The following is a 23,086-nucleotide window of genomic DNA, read 5'->3' on the forward strand; positions in this document are numbered from 1 at the left end:
CGATCTGCCAACGGAACCGCGCAAAGCTGACGGGCTTTGCGCGGTTTTTCGTTGCCGCTGCGCCGCGGCGATGATTTCTGAAGGGATGCGTTTCTGTTTGCCATTCGCGATGGCCCGCTATCTGATCCGATATTGCCGGGTGCGGCCCTGAACGTGAGGATCAGATGACAAGACGCAGAAAAGAGGCACGGCACGACACGTTCGCCATCATCGGCCTTGGAAATTTCGGCAGCACCGTCGCGACCGAGCTGATGCGGTTCGGCAACCATGTCATCGGCATGGACCACGACGAACACGCGGTGAATGCGCAGGCCGAAACGCTGAGCCAGGCGCTGATCGTCGATGCCCGCGATGAGGCGGCGCTGCGCGAGGCGGGCGTTGCCGATTGTCACATCGCGCTGATCGCGATCGGCGACGATCTGGAATCCAGCATCCTTGCCGCGATCAACGTCAAGACGCTGGGCGTGCCTGTCGTCTGGGCCAAGGCGATGAGCAAGACCCATCACCGCATCCTCAGCAAGCTGAAGGTGGACCGCATCATCCACCCCGAAGTGGAGGTGGGCCAGCATATCGCGCAGGTTCTGCACAATCCGCTGGTGCGCGATTATGTCAGCCTTGGCAACGGGTTCAACGTGGTGAACTTCCGCATCCCCGAATCGCTTGAAGGCAAGACGCTGTCCGATATTCCCTATGACGAGAAATACGATCTGCGCTGTATCGGTGCCATGCGGGGGACCGAGTGGCTGGGATGTGACGGCGATGATGTCACGCTGCGCAAGGACGATCTGCTTTTGCTGCTGGGGCAGCGGCCAAACCTGCGCAGTTTCGCGGCGAGTCTTTGATGCCTGTGGCCCGTGCGCGCGCAGTATCGGGAGGGACGTGGCGCGTCGCGCCTCCGGCGGTTCTGGCGATGGTCTATCTGGTCTGTATCGTGCTTGGCGCGGTCCTGTTGTGGCTGCCGATCTCCAACACCGGCAATCTCACGCTTTGGGATGCGCTGTTCACCTCGACCTCGGCGGTGACGGTGACGGGGCTGATCGTGGTGGATACGGCGAGCGCGTTCACCCCGCTGGGGCATGGGATCATCGCGCTGCTGATCCAGCTGGGCGGTCTTGGCCTGATGACCTTTGCGGTGATGCTGCTGACCCTGCTCGGCATTCCCGTGGGGCTGCCTTACCGCGCGGTTTTGCGCGAAGAGGTCAATCAGAAGACGCTGCATAACCTGACCGATATCGCGCGGATCATCCTGATCGCGTCGCTTCTGTGCGAACTGGTCGGCGCGGTCATCCTCAGCTTTGTTTTCGTTCCCGAGCTTGGATGGATCACCGGCGCCGGCCATGCCGTGTTCCACGCGGTGTCGGCGTTCAACAACGCGGGGTTCGCACTCTATCCGGATAGCCTGATGGGCTGGGTCGGCAATCCGCTCATCAACATCACCATTCCGGCGCTTTTCATCCTTGGCGGGCTGGGGTTCATCGTGCTTGCCGATATCATCCGGGTGCGCAAGTGGCGCAAGCTGACGCTGCACAGCAAGGTGATGATCACCGGCACGCTGGGCCTGATCGGGATTTCATGGGCCGCATTTGCCGCGCTGGAATGGACCAATCCCGGCACGCTGGGCGGATTGCCCGATACTGCCACGCGCATCTGGGCCAGCTGGTTTCAGGCGGTCACGACGCGCACGGCGGGCTTCAATACGCTGGATTATGCGCAGATCCACGACAGCACCGCGTTGATGACGATGTCGCTGATGCTGGTCGGGGGCGGCAGCACGTCGACGGCGGGCGGGATCAAGGTGACGACGCTGATCGTGCTGCTGATCGCGACCGCCGCGTTCTTTCGCCGCCAGACGGAAATGCATGTGTTCGGCCGCAGCCTTGGGCCCGAAGAAGTGCTGAAAGTGCTGGCGCTGACCATGGTCAGCATGCTGACGGTGCTGACGGGGATCTTCATCATCTCCATATCGCATGACGGCGATTTCCTGAACATGGCGTTCGAGGTGACATCGGCCTTCGGCACGGTCGGGGTGTCGCGCGGCACCACGGGCGAGTTGGACACCGTGGGCCGCTGCGTCATCATGGTGATCATGTTTCTGGGCCGTGTCGGCCCTCTGACCCTCGGGTTTTTCCTGGCGACGCGTAGCGTGCCGCGCGTGCGCTATCCCAAGGGTCAGGTTTATCTGGGCTGAGGCGTCAGCCCTTCACGAACAGCTCGCGCGGCTGGTTGCACAGGGTTTCGGCCGGGCCATCCTCGGCGATGAGGATCGTCTCGGTCGTCTCCATGCCCCATGTGTCCATCCACAGACCCGGCATGAAATGGAAGGTCATTCCCGGCTCCAGCACCGTGTCGTCGCTGGCGCGCAGGCTGATCGTGCGCTCGCCCCAGTCGGGCGGATAGCTGAGCCCGACGGGATAGCCGCAGCGCGCGCCCCGCTCGATCCCGGCCTTTTCCAGCGCGCCGTTGAGGGCATTCGCGATATCGGCGGCACGGGCGCCGGGGCGCGCGGCCTCGATCCCGGCGTTCAGCCCTTCGACCAGCGCATCCGATGCGCGCTTCATCTCGTCCGAGGGCGTGCCGAGCATCAGGGTGCGGCAGCAGGGCGCGTGATAGCGGCGATAGACGCCCGACACCTCGAAAAATGTCGCCTCGCCCTTGGTAAAGGGCCGCCCGTTCCACGTCAGATGCGGCGCGCCGGCCTCGGATCCCGAGGGCAGCAATGGCAGGATCGCCGGGTAGTCGCCCCATGCGCCCGGCACGCCGCGCACCGCGTCGCGCAGGATTTCGGCGACAACCTCGTTCTTGGGGATGCCCGGCTCGACCCGCTCGCGCAGGCCTTCGATGATCTTGTCGGTGATGCTGGCCGCCTTGCGCATGAAGGCGATCTCTTCGTCCGATTTGACCGCGCGTTGCCAGTTCACCAACGCGGTGGCGTCAACGAAGGTGGCGTCCGGCATCTCGGCGGTCAGCACCTGGTAGGCTTTGGCCGAGAAATAGTAGTTGTCCATCTCGACACCGATCCGCGCCGAGCCGAGGCCCAGATCCTTCAGCCGCCTGGCCAGATCCTCCATCGGGTGCCGCTCGGTCGATTGCACGTATTTGTCGTCATAGCTCCAGACGCGCGCATCCTCCATCCAGACGGTGCGCACGCCGCCGTTGGCGTCCATGCGGCGGCCCCACCACGCGGGATCGGCATCGGGAAAGACCAGAACGCCCTGATGAACATAGAAGGACCAGCCGTCATAGGCGGTCAGCCAGTTCTGGTTCGAGGGGTCGGTGCAGAACATCACGTCGATATTCGCGGCCTCCATCGCGCGGCGGGTCTTGACCAGCCTTCGCTGATACTCGGCTGTGCTGAAGGGGATATCCTTTTCGATCATCTTCGGGCCTTTCCTGTCGAAGTTTCGGAGCCTGGGTTTTGTGGGCATATCACGCGCAATCGGCGCGCGGTGCAAGCGGTGCGTTGACGCCGCTTGTCTCTGCGCCCAAAGGTGGCGGGCATGAAGCACCGTTTGCGAGCCTGCACATGATCCGTCTTGACGCCCGCGATCTCGATATCCTGCGCGCGCTGGCCCGCGATGGCCGGATGACGAACGCGGATCTCGCCGCCGCCGTGGGCCTGTCGGCCAGCCCCTGCTGGGAGCGGGTGCGCAAGCTGCAGGAGGCCGGTGTGATCGAGGGCATCCACGCGCGGATCGCGCTGCGCAAGATCGGCCCGCATGTCAGCGTCTTTGTCACGGTCGAGTTGACGGACCACACCGCAGCCGCCTTTCGCGCCTTCGAGGCGGCGATGGCGCGCTACGATCAGGTGACGGGCTGCTGGGCGCTGGGCGGGGGGTATGACTATCTGCTGCATATCGTGGCGCGCGATATCGAAGGGTATCAGGCGCTGCTGGACGACATGCTGGAGGCGGGCATCGGGCTGGCGCGGTATTTCACCTATGTGGTGACAAAGACGGTCAAGAACAGCGCCGTGCCGCCCTTCGCCGCGCTGCTGGACATATAGCAGAAGATTCTTCTGCAAGCCCGCGGAATTTCAGTTACACAGCCTGCATCTTTTGCGCCATTTTGCGCGCAAAGCCGCGCCGCGATTCCGCGCGCCATCATTCCAAGGAGATACCGATGCTCAGAAACGATCAGCTGGCCGAATGGGACCGCGAGAATTTCTTTCACCCGTCCACGCATCTGGCGCAATTCGCGCGCGGCGAGGCGCCCAGCCGGATCATCACCGGCGCCAAGGGGTGCCATATCGAGGACCGCGAGGGGAACAAGCATCTTGACGCCTTCGCCGGGCTTTACTGCGTGAACGTCGGCTATGGCCGGACGGAAATCGCCGAGGCGATCGCCAAGCAGGCGCATGAGCTGGCCTATTATCACGCCTATGTCGGCCACGGCACCGAGGCGTCGATCACGCTGGCCAAGATGGTTCTGGACCGGGCGCCCGATCACATGTCCAAGGTCTATTTCGGCCAGTCCGGCAGTGACGCGAACGAGACCAACATCAAGCTGATCTGGTATTACAACAATATCCTCGGCCGTCCCGAGAAGAAGAAGATCATCTCGCGCTGGCGCGGCTATCACGGCTCGGGCCTGATGACCGGCTCGCTGACGGGGCTGGAGCTGTTTCACAAGAAGTTCGATCTGCCGCTGGCGCAGGTGGTCCATACCGAGGCGCCGTATTACTTCCGCCGCGATGATCTGGACATGACCGAAGAGCAGTTCACCCGGCATTGCGTGCAAAAGCTGGAAGAGCTGATCGAGCGTGAGGGTGCGGATACCATCGCCGCCTTCGTGGGCGAGCCTGTGCTGGGCACCGGCGGCCTTGTCCCGCCGCCCGCCGGATACTGGGCCGCGATTCAGGAGGTTCTGGCCAAGCATGACATCCTGCTGGTCGCCGACGAGGTCGTCACCGGCTTTGGCCGTCTGGGCAGCATGATGGGGTCGGATCACTACGACATGAAGCCGGACCTGATCACCATCGCCAAGGGTCTGACCAGTGCCTATGCGCCCCTGTCGGGCAGCATCGTGTCGGACAAGATGTGGAAGGTGCTGGAGCAGGGCACGGATGAATATGGCGTGATCGGCCACGGCTGGACCTATTCGGCCCATCCCATCGGTGCCGCGGCGGGCGTGGCCAACCTCAAGCTGCTGGATCATCTGAACCTGATCCAGAACAACCGCGAGGTCGGCGCGTATCTGAACAGCGCGATGCGTGACGCGCTGGACGATCATGCCAATGTCGGCGATATCCGCGGCGAGGGCATGCTGTGTGCGGTGGAATTCGTGAAGAACCGCGATGGCCGCGTGTTCTTTGACGCCGCCGACAAGATCGGCCCGCAGGTGGCCGCTGCGCTGGCCGCGCGGGGCGTGATCGGCCGGGCGATGCCGCAGGGCGATATCCTGGGCTTTGCTCCCCCCTTCTGCCTGACCCGCGCCGAGGCGGATGAGGTGGTCAGCAAAACGGTTCAGGCCGTGGATGCCGTTCTGGGGTGACCGGCCGGCGCCTGCGGGACCGATCCAGAGAGGGCATGCGCGCGCGTGCCCTCTTTTTCGTGCCGCCCCGCTTGAGTTGTCGGGCATCCGGATAATCGGCTGCTGACATCGGCCACGTCGCAATACCCGCAAAAAGTGACGCATAACGGTTGCAAATACGCGAATAAGGCGGTCTAGTGTGCCTCCAACGCGGCGTGACCGCGAATAAAAAACGAGAAAACAATAGGGAGACTGACTTGGCCGAGTCGCACACCAGCGACGCGTTTGTTGAATTTGAACGCGTGCAGAAAAGTTACGATGGTGAAACGCTGGTCGTCAAAGACCTGAACCTGTCTGTCCCCAAAGGCGAATTCCTGACCATGCTGGGCCCCTCCGGCTCTGGCAAGACGACGTGCCTGATGATGCTGGCCGGGTTCGAAACCGCCACGCACGGCGACATCCGCCTTGGCGGCACGTCGATCAACAACATTCCGCCGCACAAGCGCGGCATCGGCATGGTTTTCCAGAACTACGCCCTTTTCCCCCACATGACGATCGCCGAAAACCTCGCCTTTCCGCTGGAAGTGCGCAAGATCGGCAAGGACGAGCGCGAAAAGAAGGTCAAACGCGCGCTCGACATGGTCGAGATGGGCAAGTTCGGCGGCCGCCGCCCCGCGCAACTGTCCGGCGGTCAGCAGCAGCGCGTCGCGCTGGCCCGCGCGCTGGTGTTCGAGCCCGAGCTGGTCCTGATGGACGAGCCGCTGGGCGCGCTGGACAAGCAGCTGCGCGAGAAAATGCAGTTCGAGATCACGCATCTGGCTCACCAGCTGGGAATCACCACCGTCTATGTGACGCACGATCAGACCGAGGCGCTGACGATGTCTGACCGCGTTGCCGTCTTCGACGATGGCCGCATTCAGCAGATCGCGGCGCCCGATACCCTGTATGAGAAGCCGGAAAACAGCTTTGTCGCGCAGTTCATCGGCGAGAACAACACGCTTCGGGGCGTCGTCAAGGAGATCAAGGGCGATCTGGCCGTGGTCGAGCTGGACGACGGCGAGCTGATCGACTGCAAGCCGATCAATGTCACCAAGGTCGGCGAGCGCACGCAGGTCTCGATCCGTCCCGAGCGCGTCGAGTTTGATAAAAAACGCCTTCAGCCGGGTGTGCATACGCTCAAGGCCGAAGTGCTGGAATTCGTCTATATGGGCGACATCTTTCGCACGCGGCTGCGCGTGGCGGGCAATGACGATTTCATCGTCAAGACGCGCAACGCGCCCGACCAGAAGCGGCTTCAACCGGGCGAGCAGCTGGAAATTGGCTGGCTTCCGCAGGATTGCCGTGCGCTGGATGCATGATTTTTGGAATATCGCGGCCATATCGGCCCGATGAAAAGGGGGAAAGATCGCCTGACCCGTGGCGATCCCCCCAACTTAAAAACGGGCATAACAAGGGAGAATGTAATGAAATTCACTGCAACATTGATGGCCACGACAGCGCTGACCGCTGCGGCAAGCATGGCATCGGCACAGGACATGGCCGATTCGATGACGATCGTCTCGTGGGGCGGCGCCTATCAGACCAGCCAGCAAAAGGCCTATGCCGAGCCCTATAAGGAGGCCAACCCCGAGGTTTCCATTTCCTGGGATGAAAGCTCCAACGAGGCGGTGGCCAAGCTGCGTGCGATGAACGAGGCGAACAACCTGACATGGGATCTGGTCGACGTGACCGGCGCCGATGCCATGCGCCTGTGCGACGAAGGTCTGGCGATGGAAATCGACCATGACGAGATGCTGGCCGAAGGCGACGATGGATCCAGCGCAACGGATGATTTCGGCGAAGTCATCGTGTCGGACTGCTTCATTCCGCAGATCGTCTATTCGACCACGTTCGGTTATCGCACCGACATGGTTCCCGAAGGGACCGAGCCGCCCAGCAGCATCTGCGACGTCTTCGACACCGAGACATATCCGGGCAAGCGGTCGCTGGAAAAGCGCCCGATCAACAACATGGAATGGGCGCTGATGTGTGACGGCGTGGCGAATGACGAAATCTACGACGTTCTCGCCACGGACGAAGGCCAGCAGCGGGCGCTGGACAAGCTGGAGACGATCAAGGACGACGTCGTCTGGTGGTCCGCCGGCGCCGACACGCCGCAGCTTCTGGCAGATGGTGAGGTCTTCATCGGCTCCACCTATAACGGTCGCCTGTTCAGCGTGATCGAAGAGCAGAAGCAGCCCGTCGCGATGATGTGGGATGGTCAGGTCTATGACTTCGACGGCTGGATCATTCCTGCGGGCCTGCCCGAGGATCGCCTGGCGCGCGTTGTCGATTTCGTCAAGAAAACGACCGACACCCAGCATCTGGCGGATCAGGCGAAGTACATCTCCTACGGCCCGGCGCGCGCGTCTTCGGCACCGCTGGTTGGCAAGCATGCCGATCTGGGTATCGACATGGCCCAGCATATGCCGACCGATCCGGCGAACGCGGGCAACGTGCTTCAGCCCAACTTCAACTTCTGGGCTGACTACCGCGACGATATCGACGCCAAGTTCCAGTCGTGGCTGGCGCAGTAAGACAGGTTGAGGCGGATCCTTTGATCCGCCACTGACCAAAGCACAAGTGCGGCCCGCAATGTACGGGCCGCACAGCACAAGACAGGGACAACGCACACATGCCCAAGGGGTATCTGATCGGCCATATCACGGTAAATGACCCGGACGCGTATCGCGAATACGTCGCGCGGGACACGCCCATACTCGAACGGCACGGCGGGCGGTTCATCGTGCGCGGCGGACAATCCGAGACTGTCGAGGGCGCGGCGCAGGAGCGCCATGTCGTGATCGAGTTTCCCAGCTACGAGGCCGCGCGGGCCGCCTATGACGATCCCGCCTATCAGGAAGTCGCCGAGATCCGTCGGCGCACGGCCGACAGCACAATCATTTTGGTCGAGGGGACCTGAGGATGAGTGACGTAACCGACGCAACCACCGCAAAACGTGGCCCGACGCCGGACGATGCGCTGCGCATCGCGGACAGCGGCGATGGCGGGCCGGTTCTGGCGGCGGATGGCACGCCGCTCAAGCGCAGCCTGTCGCGCGCCTTGCGCGTGCAGAAAATGCGCGCGCTGGCGCTTATTGCGCCGCTTCTGGTGTTCGTCCTCATCTCCTTCATCGTGCCGATCGGCGATATGCTGTTCCGCTCGGTCGAGAACCGGATGGTGGGCGATACGCTGCCCTATACCGTCGAAGAGCTGAGCAAATGGGATGGCGCCAGTGACGCGCTGCCGCCCGAGGCCGTTTATCGCGACCTCTATTTCGACCTGTTCCTCGCTGCCGAGATGAAGCGCCACACGCGCCTTGGCTCGCGGCTGAACTACGAATCGAGCGGCATGTCGTCGCTCTTTCGCCAGGCCGGCCGCAAGCTGGATGATCCGGGCGACGAGGCGCAAGAGGCGCTTGAGGCGATCGACGAACGCTGGGGCGAGCGCGAGACGTATTTCGAGCTGTTCAATGCCGCCGAGGGCGCCGAAATTGACAACGACCTGCTGAAAGCGCAGAAAAAGCGCATTCGCTATCTGTCCGACACCGTGCCGACCGGCGAGATGGACTTCTCGCCCTCGGCCGAGGTTTCGGCGCTGCTCCCGCTTGCCGCGCGTGTCTATACGTCTTTCGCGGTCATCACCGGGATGGTCGACAACAAGGTCGTGGCGAAGACCAAGCCGATGGAATCGCTCTATCTTGCGCTTGTTCAGGACGTCACGCGCCCCGGTTTCGCCGATGATCTGGCCGCCTATAATGGCCCGCAGAAGGACGCGCTGGCCGCGCTGGCCAATAGCGGGCTGACGGCGCCCGATTATACGGCGATCTTCGAGGAGGTCGACAGGGACTGGGTGAACCTGGACACGTGGCGCGTGATCCAGACGCATAGCGGCACCTTTACCAGCGGTTATTTCCTGAATGCCGTCGACATGCAGAAGACGCCCGAAGGACCCGCCGTTCAGCCCGAAAACAAGCGCGTGCTGATCCAGCTGTTCATCCGCACGCTGATCATGTCGCTGACCATCATGGGGGCGTGCATCCTGCTGGCCTATCCCGTCGCGTGGCTTCTGTCGAACTTGCCGGCGCGTAAGGCCAACGTGCTGATGATCCTCGTGCTGTTGCCATTCTGGACGTCGCTTCTGGTGCGGACCTCGGCATGGAAGGTGATGCTGCAGCAACAGGGCGTGATCAACGATGTGCTGGTCTGGATCGGCCTTGTGGCGGACAATGACCGCCTGGTGATGATCAACAACCAGTTCGGCACGATCACGGCGATGACGCATATCCTGCTGCCTTTCATGATCCTGCCGATGTATTCGGTGATGTCCACGATCAATCCCAGCTATGTGCGGGCCGCGAAATCGCTAGGGGCGACCAACTGGACCGCCTTCTGGCGGGTCTATTTCCCGCAATCCATTCCCGGCATCGGCGCGGGCTCGATCCTCGTGTTCATCCTGTCCATCGGCTATTACATCACGCCCGAAATCGTCGGCGGGACCAAGGGTGTCTTCATCTCGAACCGGATCGCCTATCACATCTCGTCCAGTCTGAACTGGGGCCTCGCCGCCGCGCTGGGGACGATCCTGCTGGCCGTCGTGCTGCTGCTGTACTGGTGCTATGACAAGATCGTCGGCATCGATAACGTGAAACTGGGGTAACGCGACATGAGCCTTCCTATCTACGCCACGTTCGGTGAACGCGTCTGGTACTACACATTCCGGGTGATCTGTGCGCTGATCTTCATCTTCCTGATTACGCCGATCCTCGTGGTGATCCCGCTCAGCTTCAACGCCGAGAACTTCTTTACCTTCACGCCGGAAATGCTGAGGCTGGATCCGGACGGCTATTCGCTGAAGCATTATGTTGATTTCTTCACCAACAACGAGTGGCAGCGCAGTTTCAAGAACTCGCTGATCATCGCGCCCATCGCGACGATCATTTCGGTCAGTCTGGGCACACTTGCCGCCGTCGGCCTGAGCCAGAGCCACGTGCCGTTTCGCCGCGCGATCATGGCGATCCTGATCTCGCCGATGATCGTGCCGCTCATCATCTCGGCGACGGGCATGTTCTTTTTCTACTCGAAGATCGGCAATTTCATGGAAAACTCCATGGGCCTCGACAAGAATCTGGTGGGCTATATCAAGGTGATCCTGGCCCACGCCGTTCTGGGCATCCCGTTCGTGATCATCACGGTGACGGCGACGCTGGTCGGCTTTGACCGCTCGCTGACGCGCGCGGCGGCGAATATGGGCGCGAATCCCCTCACCACGTTCTTCAAGGTGCAGATGCCATTGATCCTGCCCGGCGTGATCTCGGGCGGGTTGTTCGCCTTCATCACATCCTTTGACGAGGTGGTGGTGGTCCTGTTCGTCGGATCGGCCAGTCAGAAAACGCTGCCGTGGCAGATGTTCACAGGCCTGCGCGAGCAAATCTCGCCAACCATCCTAGCGGTGGCGACCATCCTTGTCGGCCTGTCGATCCTGCTGCTGACCACCGTGGAATTGCTCAGGCGGCGGTCCGAAAGGTTGCGGGGCATGTCGCCCGGGTGATGTGAAAAGGGCGCCTCACCGGGGCGCCCTTCGTTCTGTCAGCTGCGCACCAGCGCCTCGTAGGCGGCGCCGATATCACGCGTCAGGGCGCCTACCTCGAAGGTATAGGCGCCGATCATGCCCACGGGCGTTACCTCGGCGGCAGTGCCGGTGAGGAAGCACTGCTGAAATCCTTCCATCTCCTCGGGCATGATGTGGCGCTCGTGCACGACGATATCGCGCTCTTTCAGCATGCCGATGACGGTCTGCCGCGTCAGCCCGTTGAGAAAGCAGTCGGCCAGCGGCGTGTGCACTTCGCCATCCTTGACGAAGAAGATGTTGGCGCCCGTCGCCTCGGCCACGTAGCCGCGGTAATCCATGAACAGCGCGTCCGAGCATCCCTTGGCCTCTGCCGCGTGTTTCGACGTGGTGCAGATCATGTAAAGGCCGGCGGCCTTGGCGTGGACCGGAATGGTCTCGGGGCTGGGGCGCTTCCATTTGGAGATGTCGAGCTTGGCGCCCTTGGTCTTGGCATCGCCGTAATAGGCGCCCCATTCCCACGCGGCGATGGCCAGATGCACCGCATTGCGCGAGCTGGCAACACCCATGTCGGGCCCGGCGCCGCGCCATGCGACGGCGCGGATATATGCGTCCTTCAGCCCTGCCTCTTTCAGCACCTTTTCCTTGGCCGCTTCGATTTCGTCCACGTTGTAGGGGATCAGGAAATCCAGCTCGCCTGCGGAATAGTGCAGGCGCTCGGAATGTTCGCGGCTTTTGAAAATCTTGCCATTATAGGCGCGCTCGCCCTCGAATACCGAGCTGGCATAGTGCATTGCATGCGACAGGATATGAACATTGGCGTCGCGCCAATCGACCATCTTGCCGTCCATCCAGATTTTGCCGTCGCGGTCGTCATAGCTTGTCATAGTGAGCACTCCAAAGCGGGTTTTGCATTTGTTGCGCCGAATAGGCCCGGAGCGGACGTTAAATTGCGCAAAAACTGAGATTCGCTACCAGTTGAAACTTGGAAAGTCAATAAAGCTGACGTAAGTTGTTATCAGACCAGACCGGGGGGCGTCACATGGCCGAAGTCACGGGTTCCGAGATGCTGCTGTTCCTGACGGATGAGCAGCTGCAACAGGGCATCGAGGCGATGTTTTTCGCCTATCAGGGCTTCACCGCCGATCCTGACCGTATCCTGATGACGATGGCCTATGGGCGCGCGCATCATCGTGCCGTTCATTTCATTGCGCGCAAGCCGGGCACGACGGTCACGAACCTGCTGAATATCCTTGGCGTCACCAAGCAGTCGCTGAACCGCGTGCTGCGCACGCTGGTCGAGGATGGGCTGGTCGAAAGCCGCGTCGGCACCAGCGACAAGCGCGAGCGCAACCTGTATCTGACACCCGCCGGCCAGACGTTGGAGCGCGAGCTGAGCGACGCGCAGCGTGTGCGCATGCGCGCCGCCTACCGCGCTGCCGGGCCAGAGGCGGTGGCCGGTTTCCGTCAGGTGCTGGAGGCGATGATGGATCCCGAAATGCGCCGCCGGTATCAGACATTGCGCGGGGCCAACGCATGAGCGATCCGGCCCCCCACCTTCTGATCGTCGATGATGACGAACGCATCCGCGGCCTGCTGCGCAAGTTTCTTGCGCGGAACGGGTTTCTTGTGTCCGTCGCGCGCGACGCGGCCCATGCGCGGCGGGTGCTGGCCGGGCTGGAATTCGATCTGATCGTGCTGGACGTGATGATGCCGGGCGAGGACGGTATCGCGCTGACCCGCGCGCTGCGCGAAGCGCTGGAGACGCCCATTCTGCTGCTGACCGCGCGGGGCGAGACGGAGGATCGCATCAGCGGGCTGGAGGCGGGGGCAGATGATTACCTGCCCAAACCGTTCGAGCCCAAGGAGCTGTTGCTGCGCATCAACGCCATCCTGCGCCGGATGCCCGAAGCCCCGCCCGACGGCACCGCGCCGAAAGTCCTGCATCTGGGGCCGGTCCGCTATGACATGGAGCGCTCGGAGTTGACGCAGGACGGCGCGCCGATCCGTCTGACGGCCACCGAGGTGCAGCTGATGCGTCTCTTCGCGCAGCATCTGCGGCAGCCGGTCAGCCGCGCCCAACTGGTCGAGGATCTGGGCCGGGATGGTGGCCAGGCGCAGGAGCGCGCCATCGACGTGCAGATCACTAGGCTGCGCCGCAAGATCGAACCCGATCCCAAGCAGCCCCGCTATCTGCAGACGGTGCGCGGCGAAGGTTATATGCTGGCGCCCGACTGATCGGGCGGAATTGGGTATTTTGATCAGGAAAAGCCGGGCCGGGCCATGACACTTGCGAGACGCGGTGGCAGGTAGTATCTGAACGGCATGAGAAAGATATTCGACATCGACGACCGCTCGCGCCTGCCATGGCGGTTTTTTGGCGCGTCGCTGTCCGTGCTGGCGCATCTATGACAGGCGTTTGCCTGTTGAATTTCATTTGCACTCTGACAATACGGGAGAGGACCGATGTCCCCCAAGACGCTCTATGACAAGATATGGGATGCCCACCTCGTGCACGAGGCCGAGGATGGCACGTCCCTGATTTATATCGACCGGCACCTTGTGCACGAGGTGACCAGCCCGCAGGCCTTTGAAGGTCTGCGGATGACCGGCCGCACCGTTCGCGCGCCGCAACGCACCATCGCGGTGCCCGATCACAACGTGCCGACCACACTGGACCGCGCCAAGGGGATCGAGAACCCCGAAAGCCGGATCCAGGTCGAGGCGCTGGACAAGAACGCTGCCGATTTCGGGATCCACTATTATCCGGTGTCAGATATCCGCCAGGGTATCGTGCACATCGTCGGCCCCGAGCAGGGCTGGACCCTGCCCGGCATGACGGTGGTGTGCGGCGACAGCCACACCGCGACGCATGGCGCCTTTGGCGCATTGGCGCATGGCATCGGCACCTCGGAGGTCGAGCATGTGCTGGCCACCCAGACGCTGATCCAGCGCAAGGCCAAGAACATGAAGGTCGAGATCACAGGCAAGCTGGCGCCGGGGGTGACGGCCAAGGACATCACGCTGAGCGTCATCGGCAAGACCGGGACGGCGGGCGGCACCGGCTATGTCATCGAGTATTGCGGCGAGGCGATTCGCAGCCTGTCGATGGAAGGGCGCATGACCGTCTGCAACATGGCGATCGAGGGCGGCGCGCGCGCCGGTCTGATCGCGCCGGACGAGACGACGTTTGCCTATTGCATGGGCCGCCCCCACGCTCCGAAAGGCGCACAGTGGGAGGCCGCGCTGGCCTGGTGGAAGACGCTTTATTCCGACGATGACGCGCATTGGGACAAGGTCGTGACGCTGAAGGGCGAGGATATCGCGCCCGTCGTCACATGGGGCACCAGCCCCGAGGACGTGCTGCCCATCACCGCGAACATCCCCGCGCCGGAGGATTTCAGCGGCGGCAAGGCGGACGCGGCCAAGCGCTCGCTTGAATATATGGGCCTGACCGCCGGCACGCCGCTGAGCGAAGTCGAGATCGACACCGTGTTCATCGGCTCCTGCACCAATGGCCGGATCGAGGATCTGCGCGCCGCGGCCGAGATCCTGAAGGGCAAGAAGATCAAGGAAGGGCTGCGCGCCATGATCGTGCCCGGCTCGGGCCTTGTCCGGGCGCAGGCCGAGGAAGAGGGGCTCGCCGATATCTTTATCGAGGCCGGCTTTGAATGGCGGCTTGCGGGCTGCTCCATGTGCCTTGCGATGAACCCCGATCAGCTGTCTCCGGGTGAGCGCTGCGCGGCGACGTCGAACCGCAATTTCGAGGGCAGGCAGGGCCGCGGCGGGCGCACCCACCTGATGAGCCCTGCCATGGCGGCAGCGGCGGCGGTCACCGGCCGTCTGACCGATGTACGGGAGATGATGTGATGAAACAGTGGACCAAACTGCTTTTGCTGGGGATCCTGTCACTGGTGTTCGGTGCGTTCGCGCTGGGCAATACGGTCGTTGCGACACTGGCGGTCACCACGCTGGTCGGCGCGCTTTTCCTGATCAGCGGCGGATTTCAGATTGCCGCGGGGCTGACCGGCGACAGCGGCAGCGCGCGGATCTTTTCGGTGGTCCTGGGGGCGCTGATGGCGCTTTTGGGTCTGTCGTTTCTGCTCAACCCGCTGGAAGGCACGATTTCCCTGACCTTGCTGGTGCTGATCCTGCTGGCGGCAAGCGGCATCGTGCGCCTGATACTGGCGTTCCGAATGCGCAGCACGCGGTATTTCTGGCCAATGCTGATTACCGGCGCGCTGTCCGTGCTGCTTGCGGCCTATATCGGATCGAATTTCGCCGTGGCCTCGGTCTCGCTTCTGGGCATCCTGATGGGTGTCGAGCTGCTTTTCAACGGCGCAGGGATGATTGCGCTGGCGTTCTTCGTGCGGACCATGAGCCAACGATAATCCGGGCCGCTGGCGGCCCATGGGAGACCGAAAATGGAAAAATTCACCAAGATCAGCGGCATTGCCGCGCCCATGCCGATGATCAACATCGACACCGACATGATCATCCCCAAGCAGTTCCTCAAGACAATCAAGCGTTCCGGCCTTGGCGTGAACCTGTTTGACGAAATGCGCTATGACGACGATGGCAACGAGATCCCGGATTTCGTGCTGAACAAGCCGGCATATCGCGACGCGGAGATCCTTGTCGCCGGTGACAATTTCGGCTGCGGATCGTCGCGCGAGCATGCGCCTTGGGCGATCAAGGATTTCGGCATCCGCTGCGTCATCGCGCCCAGCTTTGCCGATATTTTCTACAACAACTGTTTCAAGAACGGTATCCTGCCGATCGCGCTGCCACAGGAACAGGTCGATATCCTGATGAACGAGGCAAACAAGGGCGCGAACGCGCGGATCGAGGTGGATCTGGAGGCGCAGACCGTCAGCACGTCCGACGGCGAGGTCATCCGTTTCGAGATCGACGCCTTCAAGAAGCATTGCCTGCTGGAAGGGCTCGACGATATCGGCCTGACCATGGAGAAGGCCCCGGCGATCGACATGTTCGAGACACAGGCATCCGCCGCGCGCCCCTGGGTGTGATTCATCGCGCCCGCGCTTTCAAGGTGCGGGCGCCATACGCGCGCTAGAGGTCGTCAGACCGTGGATGACTATATCTTGTGCCGACCACATTCCCTGCCAAAGCAGAGCGCTGAATTGGTGCAATAGCGCACCAGTCATTTCGCCTGTTGCCCTTCGCGGCCGCCAAAACCCCACAATTTCTTGAGCGCCGCGCCGAAACAAGGCAAGATTGAGACCTAATTGAGGCATACCGCCATAAAGAGCGGGATCAGTTTGGAACAACGCCGCGGCATCGTATCGCGGCAGGCCAAGTTGAAGGGATCGGGGCATTGGTAGCTCAGCTATTCAGCGCGTTAGTGCGCGCACTTCTCGTGGCCGTCACGGTCGCGCTGCCGTCGCTCATGCTGACGTCGCCCGGCGCGCCGGATTCCAGCCAGATCGTGATCCTTCTCGCGTTCGTCGCGGGGCTTTTGGTATTCGTGGAATACAACGCGGCTTCGCCCAGTATTCTCGAATTCAGGTTCGCCGCGCCCTATAACCGAATCAAGTTTTCGGGCGTCGCGATTTCGGTGGTGATGCTGTCGGTGATCGCGCGGAATGTCAGCGATCCAAGCTCGCTCGCGGTGCTGCTTGCGGATGTGGGCGCCGCCATGCGGTCAATCTTGGACTTTCCCTATTCTCCGGTTCGGCTGGTCATCTTGCTCACCCCGCCGAATTCCGCGCCCGCGATTGCGGAGTTTGTCGGGATCGCCGCGGCGCTGTGCTATGGGATATCGCTTTTGATGGTGGCCATCTTCGTGCTGATCGTGCGCGTTCTGGGCTGGCCGGTGCGGCGCGGGGCGTTCAACGTCTGGATGAACCTGCCGCTGTTCGATCCCACAGGTGGCGGTGACGTCGTGCAAAAGCTTAACCGGGAGGCGGGAATTAACATTTCCTTAGGGTTTGTACTGCCATTCTTGACCCCTGTGCTGGTCTCTGTCCTGTCGTGGTTGTTTGAAACCGGCGCGGTGCTGGATGCGAAAACACTGATCTGGATTATTTGTGCATGGGCATTTCTACCTGCCGGCCTTGTCATGCGCGGTGTCGCAATGCACCGGGTGGCCGAGCTGATCATCGCGAAACGTCGCCGCGTCTATGCGAAGGCACAGGACGCCTTGCAGGCTATCTGATCGCGATCTGTGCGCTGTGGCTGTGCAGCCTTGGTGCGGCAGCGGCAGAAACGCTGCGCGTCGCGACATGGAATTCCGAGCTTTCGCGGGACGGACCGGGCCTGCTGCTCCGCGATCTTCTGCTCGACGACGATGCGCAGGCGATGGCCGCAGCGCAGATGATTGCCGCCGTCGCGCCGGATATCCTGCTGCTTCAGAACGTCGATTACGACATGGATCATCTCGCACTGACCGCGCTGCGGGATCTTATCGCGACGCGCGGGCCGCGCTATGGCACCGTGTTTGCCCGGATGCCGAATACCGGGATGGCAACCGATCTGGACATGGATGGCGACGGCCGGCTGGGCGAGCCGGAGGATGCGCAGGGGCATGGCGCCTTTGCGGGACAGGGGGGCATGGCCATCCTGTCGCGCTATCCCGTCGACATCGCGCGCGTGCAGGATCTGAGCGATCTTTTATGGCGGGACATTCCGCAGGCGATGTTGCCCGTGCAGGGTGGCGCGCCGTTTCCGTCCGAGCAGGCGCAGGCAGTCTTGCGCCTTGCGGATGTCGCACAATGGGCGGTACCCGTGAAGCATGACAGCGGCAGGATCACGATCCTTGCCTTTCATGCCAACGCGCCGGTCTTTGACGGGCCGGAGGACCGAAACGGGCGGCGCAATCACGATCAGCTGAGGTTCTGGCAGCATTATCTGGATGGCGCGTTCGCGCCGCCGCCCAAGGACCGTTTCGTGCTGATGGGTCACGCCAATCAGGATCCGCATCGGGGCGAAGGGATCAAGGTCGGCATTGCCGGGCTTTTGTCAGATTCGCGCCTGCAAGACCCTCATCCGGTGAGCACCCATACGCGCCCCGGCGAGCCGCCGGACGCCACCGTGAACTGGCCGCGCGTCACGCCGTCCCTGATGCGCGTCAGCTACGTCTTGCCGTCACGCGACTGGGCCGTCGAGGCATCGGGCGTGCATTGGCCGATCCAAGGGCAGGAGGCGGCCAGCCGGCATGGGATCGTCTGGGTGGATCTGGTGATCGACTGACCGGGCTCAGACCCATTTCGCCATCGGCGGCAGGGACATCAGCACGGCGTTGGCATCATGCCCGGTGGCAAGGCCGAATTTCGTGCCCCGGTCATAGACCAGATTGTATTCGGCATAGATCCCGCGATGCACCAGCTGCGCGTCCTTGTCTGCCTCGGTCCACGGCTGAGCGCGCCTTTTTTCGATCAGCGGAACAAAGGCCGGCAGGAAGGCGCGGCCGATATCCTGCGTCAGAGCAAAATCGGCCTCCCAATCGCCGGAGTTCTGGTCATCCATGAAGATGCCCCCGACCCCCCGCGCGCGCTGCCGATGGGGGATGTAGAAATATTCGTCCGCCCACGCCTTGAGCCGGGGATAATGATCGGTCCCATGGGGGTCCAGATGGGCCTGTTGCTGGGCGTGGAAATGGGCCGTGTCCTCGGCGTACTCGATGCAGGGGTTCAGGTCCGAGCCGCCGCCGAACCACCATGCATGCGGGGTCCAGAACATGCGCGTGTTCATGTGGACGGCAGGGCAATGCGGGTTCTGCATATGCGCAACAAGGCTGATTCCGCTGGCCCAGAAGCTGGGATCGCTGTCCATCCCCGGCACGCCGCGCGCGGCCATCGCCTTTTGCGCGGCCTCGCCAAGCTGGCCGTAGACTTCGGAGACGTTGACGCCGACCTTTTCAAAGACACGCCCGCCGCGCATCACGCTCATCAAACCGCCGCCCGCGTCGCTGCCGTCGCCTGCGCTGCGCTGCGTCTTGGTAACCTCGAACCGGCCCGGGGCGGCGTCCGAAAGCGGGCCATCCTCATGGCTGTCTTCCAGCCCTTCGAAGGCGGCAACGATCTGGTCGCGCAGGGTGTGAAACCAGTCGGCCGCGCGGCGCTTTTGGGGGGTGAAATCATCGCTCATCAGGGGCCTCGCTGCGGTTGATCAGTGCGCGGGGGACGCGACAGGATCCACAAGGGACCGGCCGCCGTCCAGTGTGACGATCTGTCCGGTCATGAAACCGGCGCCGTCGCTGGCCAGGAATTGCACCGCCTCGACCAGCTCGCTGGAGGCCGCGATGCGGCCCAGCGGGGTGTGCTGTTCGATATCCAGCCGGTAATCGCCGTGTTCCTTCAGCGTTTCCTGCAAGGACCGGCTCATCACCGAGCCGAAGGCGAGCGCGTTGACGCGGATGCGGTGCGGCGCCAGCGTCACCGCCAGCGAACGGGTCATCTGATCGACGGCCGCCGACGAAATGGCATAGGCCAGCAGATCGGGATGTGCGCGCCCCGCCGCGATCGAGGAGAGATTTATGATGACGCCGCCGCTGGGCTCCTCCTGCCCTTCGGACTGCTTTATCATGCGCTTCGCGACCAGTTGGCTGAGCCGCAGGGACGTCATCAGGTTTTGTTGAAGCAGCAGGTCAACGGCGTCGTCATCGGGGTTGAGCGGGTCCGAGATGCTCACCTGCCGCGAGGCGTTGACGAGGATATCGACCGAATCGAACGCGTCGATGGTGGCCGACAGAAGGTTGGCGAGGGTCAGTTTTTCGCGCAGATCGCCGGCAAAGTAGCGGATCGGGCTGTCGTCCCCGGTCTCGCCGAGCTGCGCGATCAGCCCCTCTTCGTCGATATCGGCAAACATGACGTTGGCGCCCTTGTCAGCCAGATGCCGGCCGATGGCCAGCCCGATGCCGTTGGCGCCGCCGGTGACGATGGCCGTCTTGCCGGAGATGGAAAATGACATGTGCTTATCCTTGGGTGATGGTGCGGGGCGTCAGCGCGGCTTGCGCAGGGGCCGCCGCGCATGCAGCAGTTTGAAGCGGGCATCGCCGCCGGGGGCCTCGGTCACGTCGGCAAAGTGGCTGGCCATCGCGCGCTCATACGGCAGGTGGCGGTTGGCCACCATCCAGAGCTGCCCGGCGGGTTTCAGCATGGCCGCCGCCGCCGCGATAAAGGCACGGCCCAGCGCCGGATCGGCGCTGCGCCCGGTGTGAAAGGGCGGATTCATCAGGACGGTGTCAGCCGCGCTTTCGGGGCGCCAACGCAGCGCATTCTCCCAATGGAACCGCGCGCGGGGATCAGCCACGTTCTGGCGCGCGCAGCTCAGCGCGGCGTGATCGGATTCGACCAGATCGATCTGCGCAATACTGCCGCGCTCCAACGCGCGGCGCGAAAGATAGCCCCAGCCGGCGCCAAGGTCGATCACATGCGCGCCAAGCGCCTCGGGCAGATGATCGGCCAGCGCGCGCGATGCGGGGTCGATGCCATCGGCGGAAAACACGCCCGGCGCGGTCACGAATCCCTCGCCGATGTCGCGCGGGGGGCCTGCGCGCCAGTCGCCCAGATCGGGCGCCGGGTCCATCCAGAAAAGCTTGCCATGCGCCTTGTTGATCGGGCCGTGGCAGGTGGCGCGCGCGCGGCACGCCTTCAACGCCGATTCGATCCCGTCGGTTTTCAGCCCGTCCACGATGACCGGGCCGTCTGTCACATCTGCGGCCCCGGCCATGAGCGCGCGGGCGCGGTCCTTGGCGCGCGGCAGACATACCAGCGCGGCGCCATAGCGCCCTTCGGGCTGGGTATTGCAGGTATATCCCAGCGCGGCGAAATGATCGCTGGCGGGCTTGTTTCCGGTGATGACATGGCACATCGCGGCAGGCAGCGCGGACAGATCGCTGTCCTCTGTCGGCTCGAACACGGCGACGCGCGCGTCTTCGGGCAGGGCCAGGCCGCCATCCAGCGCCAGCGATAACCGGAGGCCCGTCATGCGCGCGTTACTCCCGTTCCATGGTGCATTGCAGCGGATGCTGATGCTGGCGCGCGAAATCCATCACCTGCGCCACCTTGGTTTCCGCGATCTCATGGCTGAAGACGCCGACAACGGCGACGCCCTTCTTGTGGACGGTCAGCATGATTTCGAAGGACTGGGCGCTGGTCATGCCAAAGAACCGCTCCAGCACCGCGACGACGAACTCCATCGGAGTGTAATCGTCGTTCAGCAGCAATACCTTGTAGAGCGGCGGGCGTTTCGTCTTGGGGCGCGTTGCGACGACGACGGACGCCTCGCTGTCGTCGTCCTCCTTATCGGCCAATGTCCAAGGGTGCAGTTTCATGTCGTCCATGTCAGTTGATCGTATCGATGGCTAGGCGTTCTATATAGCCTTCGGGGTGTTATTTGAAAGGGGGCGATAACGGGTCTGCCGCGCCGATTTCAATCGCTGCCCCAGCCGTCTGACTGCATCTCCTGCAGGCGGCTGGCGGTGCGTTCGAATTCGAAGCTGCCTTCGCCCTCGACATAAAGAAAATCGGGCGCCGCCGCCGCGCTGCAGATGAGCCTGACGCGCGCCTCGTAGAGCGCGTCGATCAGCGTGACAAAGCGCTTGGCCTCGTTGAAGTTCTGGCGGCTCAGCAGCGGGATCTCTTCCAGCACCAGCACACGAGCGGCGTCCGCCAACGCCAGGTAGTCGGCGGCGCCCAGCGGCCTGCCGCACAGGTGATAGAAGGTCGCCCGCGCCACGCCGTTGTGAAAGGCGGGGATTTCCAGCGCGCGTTTCTGCACGGTCAGGGTATGGGGCTGCGCCTGTCCATGCGTCAGGTCCTGCCAGATCTTCTCGATCCGGGCGCGCGCCTCGGCGTTGATGGGGGTGAAATAGGTCTGGCTGCCTGCGATGCGGTCCTGCCGGTAATCGGTGGCCGCGGCCAGATGATGCACCACCATGTTCTGTTTCAGCAGTTCGATGAAGGGCAGGAAAAGCTGCCGGTTCAGGCCGTTCTTGTACAGATCATCCGGCACCCGGTTGGACGTGGTGACGATCACGACGCCCGCATCGAAGAGGGCCTGAAAAAGACGGCCGACGATCATCGCGTCGGTGATGTCGGTGATCTGCATCTCGTCGAAGGCCAGCAGGCGCACATCCTCGGCCACCTTCGCGGCCACAGGCGCAACAGCGTCCTCGAGCCCCTTTTGGCGGGCGGCGTGGATGCCGGCGTGGATTTCCTGCATGAACGCGTGAAAATGCACTCGGCGATTGGGCACATCCAGCGAGGCGGCGAACATGTCCATCAGCATGGATTTGCCGCGCCCCACGCCGCCCCACATGTAAAGGCCCTTGGGCGGCTCGGGCGTCTTGCGGAACCATCCCTTGCGACCCGCGTCTTCCAGCGCGGCGCGGATGCGTTCGAATTCCGGCAGGACGGCCTCCTGCGCGGGATCGGCGGTCAGGGCGCCTGAATTGACGTTCTGGGCGTAAAGTTCGGGCATCGTTGTCATGGCAATGGAATAGCCTGCGAATTCCTGACTTGGAAGCGCTCAGGCGCGCCCGTCCTTGGGCGAGCCCATCACGACATAGGACGTGATCGCGTTGACCTGCGGCAGAACGCCCATGACATCGGTGTGGAACGCCTTGTAGCTGGGCAGATCGGCCACCTCGATCCGCACGAGATATTCGACCGATCCGGTGATGTTGTGACATTCGACCACCTCGGGCGCGCGGGCCATCGCGCGCTCGAACGCCTCCTGGCTGGCCTTGGTGTGGCTGTTGAGCCCGACGGTGGCATAGGCAACGAAACCCACGCCCAAGGCGCCCCGGTTCAGCACCGCGCGATACCCGGCGATGATGCCGCGCCGCTCCAGATCCTGCACCCGGCGCAGGCAGGCGCTGGGCGATAATCCGCAGCGGTCGGCCAGCTCCAGATTGCTGATCCGGCCGTTCTGCGAAAGCTCTTGCAATATCCGCTCGGTAATCTGATCCATGAGGGTGAGTAGTTGCATATTTTTTGCATCAGCGCAAAGAAACGCAATTTCATTGTGGATGATGTGCATAATA

General features: G+C 62.8%; 23 protein-coding genes and 1 pseudogene. 16 read left to right on the forward strand and 8 right to left on the reverse strand.

The features are described 5' to 3' along the window. The first annotated feature begins 164 nt into the window (after positions 1-164). Positions 165-842: a potassium channel family protein gene (locus DC366_RS08050; RefSeq protein WP_108691667.1), complete on the forward strand. Its 678-nt coding sequence runs from the start codon at positions 165-167 to the stop codon at positions 840-842. Beyond that, the gene (locus DC366_RS08055) at positions 842-2,188 is read left to right on the forward strand and encodes a TrkH family potassium uptake protein (protein ID WP_108691668.1); all 1,347 of its coding nucleotides are present in this window, start codon (positions 842-844) and stop codon (positions 2,186-2,188) included. The genes DC366_RS08050 and DC366_RS08055 overlap by 1 nt, the downstream gene beginning before the upstream one ends. A gap of 4 nt (positions 2,189-2,192) precedes the next feature. On the opposite strand, the gene DC366_RS08060 is transcribed toward DC366_RS08055, so the two are convergent. After that, a complete protein-coding gene (locus tag DC366_RS08060; protein WP_108691669.1) occupies positions 2,193-3,377 on the reverse strand; it encodes a M24 family metallopeptidase in 1,185 nt (394 codons plus the stop codon). A 149-nt stretch (positions 3,378-3,526) separates the two neighbouring features. On the opposite strand from DC366_RS08060, the gene DC366_RS08065 reads away from it, so the two are divergent. From DC366_RS08065 to DC366_RS08095, 7 genes and pseudogenes are all read left to right on the forward strand, one after another. After that, the gene (locus tag DC366_RS08065; protein ID WP_108691740.1) at positions 3,527-4,003 is read left to right on the forward strand and encodes an Lrp/AsnC family transcriptional regulator; all 477 of its coding nucleotides are present in this window, start codon (positions 3,527-3,529) and stop codon (positions 4,001-4,003) included. A 116-nt stretch (positions 4,004-4,119) separates the two neighbouring features. Further along, positions 4,120-5,490, forward strand: coding sequence for an aspartate aminotransferase family protein (locus DC366_RS08070; protein ID WP_108691741.1), 1,371 nt, complete (start codon positions 4,120-4,122; stop codon positions 5,488-5,490). 236 nt (positions 5,491-5,726) lie between these two features. Beyond that, positions 5,727-6,827, forward strand: coding sequence for an ABC transporter ATP-binding protein (locus tag DC366_RS08075; RefSeq protein WP_108691670.1), 1,101 nt, complete (start codon positions 5,727-5,729; stop codon positions 6,825-6,827). A 105-nt stretch (positions 6,828-6,932) separates the two neighbouring features. After that, complete coding sequence (locus DC366_RS08080) at positions 6,933-8,045, forward strand: extracellular solute-binding protein (RefSeq protein WP_108691671.1); 1,113 nt, start codon at positions 6,933-6,935, stop codon at positions 8,043-8,045. Between the two features lie 98 nt (positions 8,046-8,143). Further along, positions 8,144-8,431, forward strand: coding sequence for a DUF1330 domain-containing protein (locus DC366_RS08085; RefSeq protein WP_108691672.1), 288 nt, complete (start codon positions 8,144-8,146; stop codon positions 8,429-8,431). A gap of 2 nt (positions 8,432-8,433) precedes the next feature. Then, positions 8,434-10,167 carry an ABC transporter permease gene (locus DC366_RS08090; RefSeq protein ID WP_207768674.1) on the forward strand — a complete coding sequence of 578 codons (1,734 nt, stop codon included), beginning with the start codon at positions 8,434-8,436 and terminating at the stop codon, positions 10,165-10,167. A 12-nt stretch (positions 10,168-10,179) separates the two neighbouring features. After that, positions 10,180-11,058: pseudogene (locus DC366_RS08095) on the forward strand (ABC transporter permease); the annotation flags it as partial. Positions 11,059-11,096: 38 nt separating this feature from the next. On the opposite strand, the gene DC366_RS08100 reads toward DC366_RS08095, so the two are convergent. Next, positions 11,097-11,963, reverse strand: coding sequence for a branched-chain amino acid aminotransferase (locus tag DC366_RS08100; protein ID WP_108691674.1), 867 nt, complete (start codon positions 11,961-11,963; stop codon positions 11,097-11,099). Between the two features lie 155 nt (positions 11,964-12,118). Here DC366_RS08100 and DC366_RS08105 point away from each other — a divergent pair, with 155 nt between their 5' ends. From DC366_RS08105 to DC366_RS08140, 7 genes are all read left to right on the forward strand, one after another. Continuing rightward, a complete protein-coding gene (locus DC366_RS08105) occupies positions 12,119-12,616 on the forward strand; it encodes a MarR family winged helix-turn-helix transcriptional regulator (RefSeq protein WP_108691675.1) in 498 nt (165 codons plus the stop codon). Next, positions 12,613-13,314, forward strand: coding sequence for a response regulator (locus DC366_RS08110; protein ID WP_108691676.1), 702 nt, complete (start codon positions 12,613-12,615; stop codon positions 13,312-13,314). The genes DC366_RS08105 and DC366_RS08110 overlap by 4 nt, the downstream gene beginning before the upstream one ends. Positions 13,315-13,542: 228 nt before the next feature. Continuing rightward, positions 13,543-14,946, forward strand: coding sequence for a 3-isopropylmalate dehydratase large subunit (gene leuC, locus DC366_RS08120; protein WP_108691678.1), 1,404 nt, complete (start codon positions 13,543-13,545; stop codon positions 14,944-14,946). After that, positions 14,946-15,467, forward strand: a complete 522-nt coding sequence (locus tag DC366_RS08125; RefSeq protein WP_108691679.1) for an HdeD family acid-resistance protein — start codon at positions 14,946-14,948, stop codon at positions 15,465-15,467. The genes leuC and DC366_RS08125 overlap by 1 nt, the downstream gene beginning before the upstream one ends. Before the next feature lie 33 nt (positions 15,468-15,500). After that, complete coding sequence (gene leuD / locus DC366_RS08130; protein WP_108691680.1) at positions 15,501-16,106, forward strand: 3-isopropylmalate dehydratase small subunit; 606 nt, start codon at positions 15,501-15,503, stop codon at positions 16,104-16,106. Positions 16,107-16,414: 308 nt separating this feature from the next. Further along, positions 16,415-17,254: a hypothetical protein gene (locus tag DC366_RS08135; protein WP_243405071.1), complete on the forward strand. Its 840-nt coding sequence runs from the start codon at positions 16,415-16,417 to the stop codon at positions 17,252-17,254. 53 nt (positions 17,255-17,307) lie between these two features. Then, entirely contained in the window at positions 17,308-18,288 is a 981-nt protein-coding gene (locus DC366_RS08140; RefSeq protein ID WP_341476689.1) for an endonuclease/exonuclease/phosphatase family protein, read from the forward strand. Positions 18,289-18,294: 6 nt separating this feature from the next. Here DC366_RS08140 and hemF read toward each other — a convergent pair whose 3' ends face one another. The 6 genes from hemF to DC366_RS08170 all read right to left on the reverse strand — a co-directional run bounded on the left by hemF (position 18,295) and on the right by DC366_RS08170 (position 23,031). Beyond that, positions 18,295-19,185 carry an oxygen-dependent coproporphyrinogen oxidase gene (gene hemF / locus DC366_RS08145; protein ID WP_108691681.1) on the reverse strand — a complete coding sequence of 297 codons (891 nt, stop codon included), beginning with the start codon at positions 19,183-19,185 and terminating at the stop codon, positions 18,295-18,297. 21 nt (positions 19,186-19,206) lie between these two features. Next, complete coding sequence (locus DC366_RS08150; protein ID WP_108691682.1) at positions 19,207-20,007, reverse strand: SDR family NAD(P)-dependent oxidoreductase; 801 nt, start codon at positions 20,005-20,007, stop codon at positions 19,207-19,209. A 30-nt stretch (positions 20,008-20,037) separates the two neighbouring features. Next, the gene (locus tag DC366_RS08155) at positions 20,038-21,027 is read right to left on the reverse strand and encodes a class I SAM-dependent methyltransferase (RefSeq protein ID WP_108691683.1); all 990 of its coding nucleotides are present in this window, start codon (positions 21,025-21,027) and stop codon (positions 20,038-20,040) included. 7 nt (positions 21,028-21,034) lie between these two features. After that, positions 21,035-21,373: an ATP-dependent Clp protease adapter ClpS gene (gene clpS, locus DC366_RS08160; RefSeq protein ID WP_108691745.1), complete on the reverse strand. Its 339-nt coding sequence runs from the start codon at positions 21,371-21,373 to the stop codon at positions 21,035-21,037. A gap of 98 nt (positions 21,374-21,471) precedes the next feature. Continuing rightward, positions 21,472-22,530 (reverse strand): cell division protein ZapE, encoded by a 1,059-nt coding sequence (gene zapE / locus DC366_RS08165; protein ID WP_108691684.1) that lies wholly within the window; start codon positions 22,528-22,530, stop codon positions 21,472-21,474. A 39-nt stretch (positions 22,531-22,569) separates the two neighbouring features. Further along, positions 22,570-23,031 (reverse strand): Lrp/AsnC family transcriptional regulator, encoded by a 462-nt coding sequence (locus DC366_RS08170; protein ID WP_108691685.1) that lies wholly within the window; start codon positions 23,029-23,031, stop codon positions 22,570-22,572. Positions 23,032-23,086 lie beyond the last annotated feature (55 nt).

The organism is Pelagivirga sediminicola (assembly GCF_003072125.1).
Lineage (GTDB): Bacteria > Pseudomonadota > Alphaproteobacteria > Rhodobacterales > Rhodobacteraceae > Roseovarius > Roseovarius sediminicola.

Excerpts from the sequence above, each read along its gene's own strand:
- DC366_RS08050 (WP_108691667.1), top strand. The coding sequence starts at position 165 with ATGACAAGACGCAGAAAAGAGGCACGGCACGACACGTTCGCCATCATC.
- DC366_RS08055 (WP_108691668.1), top strand. The coding sequence starts at position 842 with ATGCCTGTGGCCCGTGCGCGCGCAGTATCGGGAGGGACGTGGCGCGTC.
- DC366_RS08060 (WP_108691669.1), bottom strand. The coding sequence starts at position 3,377 with ATGATCGAAAAGGATATCCCCTTCAGCACAGCCGAGTATCAGCGAAGG.
- DC366_RS08070 (WP_108691741.1), top strand. The coding sequence starts at position 4,120 with ATGCTCAGAAACGATCAGCTGGCCGAATGGGACCGCGAGAATTTCTTT.
- DC366_RS08080 (WP_108691671.1), top strand. The coding sequence starts at position 6,933 with ATGAAATTCACTGCAACATTGATGGCCACGACAGCGCTGACCGCTGCG.
- DC366_RS08085 (WP_108691672.1), top strand. The coding sequence starts at position 8,144 with ATGCCCAAGGGGTATCTGATCGGCCATATCACGGTAAATGACCCGGAC.
- DC366_RS08090 (WP_207768674.1), top strand. The coding sequence starts at position 8,434 with ATGAGTGACGTAACCGACGCAACCACCGCAAAACGTGGCCCGACGCCG.
- DC366_RS08100 (WP_108691674.1), bottom strand. The coding sequence starts at position 11,963 with ATGACAAGCTATGACGACCGCGACGGCAAAATCTGGATGGACGGCAAG.
- DC366_RS08105 (WP_108691675.1), top strand. The coding sequence starts at position 12,119 with ATGGCCGAAGTCACGGGTTCCGAGATGCTGCTGTTCCTGACGGATGAG.
- DC366_RS08110 (WP_108691676.1), top strand. The coding sequence starts at position 12,613 with ATGAGCGATCCGGCCCCCCACCTTCTGATCGTCGATGATGACGAACGC.
- leuC (WP_108691678.1), top strand. The coding sequence starts at position 13,543 with ATGTCCCCCAAGACGCTCTATGACAAGATATGGGATGCCCACCTCGTG.
- DC366_RS08125 (WP_108691679.1), top strand. The coding sequence starts at position 14,946 with ATGAAACAGTGGACCAAACTGCTTTTGCTGGGGATCCTGTCACTGGTG.
- leuD (WP_108691680.1), top strand. The coding sequence starts at position 15,501 with ATGGAAAAATTCACCAAGATCAGCGGCATTGCCGCGCCCATGCCGATG.
- hemF (WP_108691681.1), bottom strand. The coding sequence starts at position 19,185 with ATGAGCGATGATTTCACCCCCCAAAAGCGCCGCGCGGCCGACTGGTTT.
- DC366_RS08150 (WP_108691682.1), bottom strand. The coding sequence starts at position 20,007 with ATGTCATTTTCCATCTCCGGCAAGACGGCCATCGTCACCGGCGGCGCC.
- DC366_RS08155 (WP_108691683.1), bottom strand. The coding sequence starts at position 21,027 with ATGACGGGCCTCCGGTTATCGCTGGCGCTGGATGGCGGCCTGGCCCTG.
- clpS (WP_108691745.1), bottom strand. The coding sequence starts at position 21,373 with ATGAAACTGCACCCTTGGACATTGGCCGATAAGGAGGACGACGACAGC.
- zapE (WP_108691684.1), bottom strand. The coding sequence starts at position 22,530 with ATGACAACGATGCCCGAACTTTACGCCCAGAACGTCAATTCAGGCGCC.
- DC366_RS08170 (WP_108691685.1), bottom strand. The coding sequence starts at position 23,031 with ATGCAACTACTCACCCTCATGGATCAGATTACCGAGCGGATATTGCAA.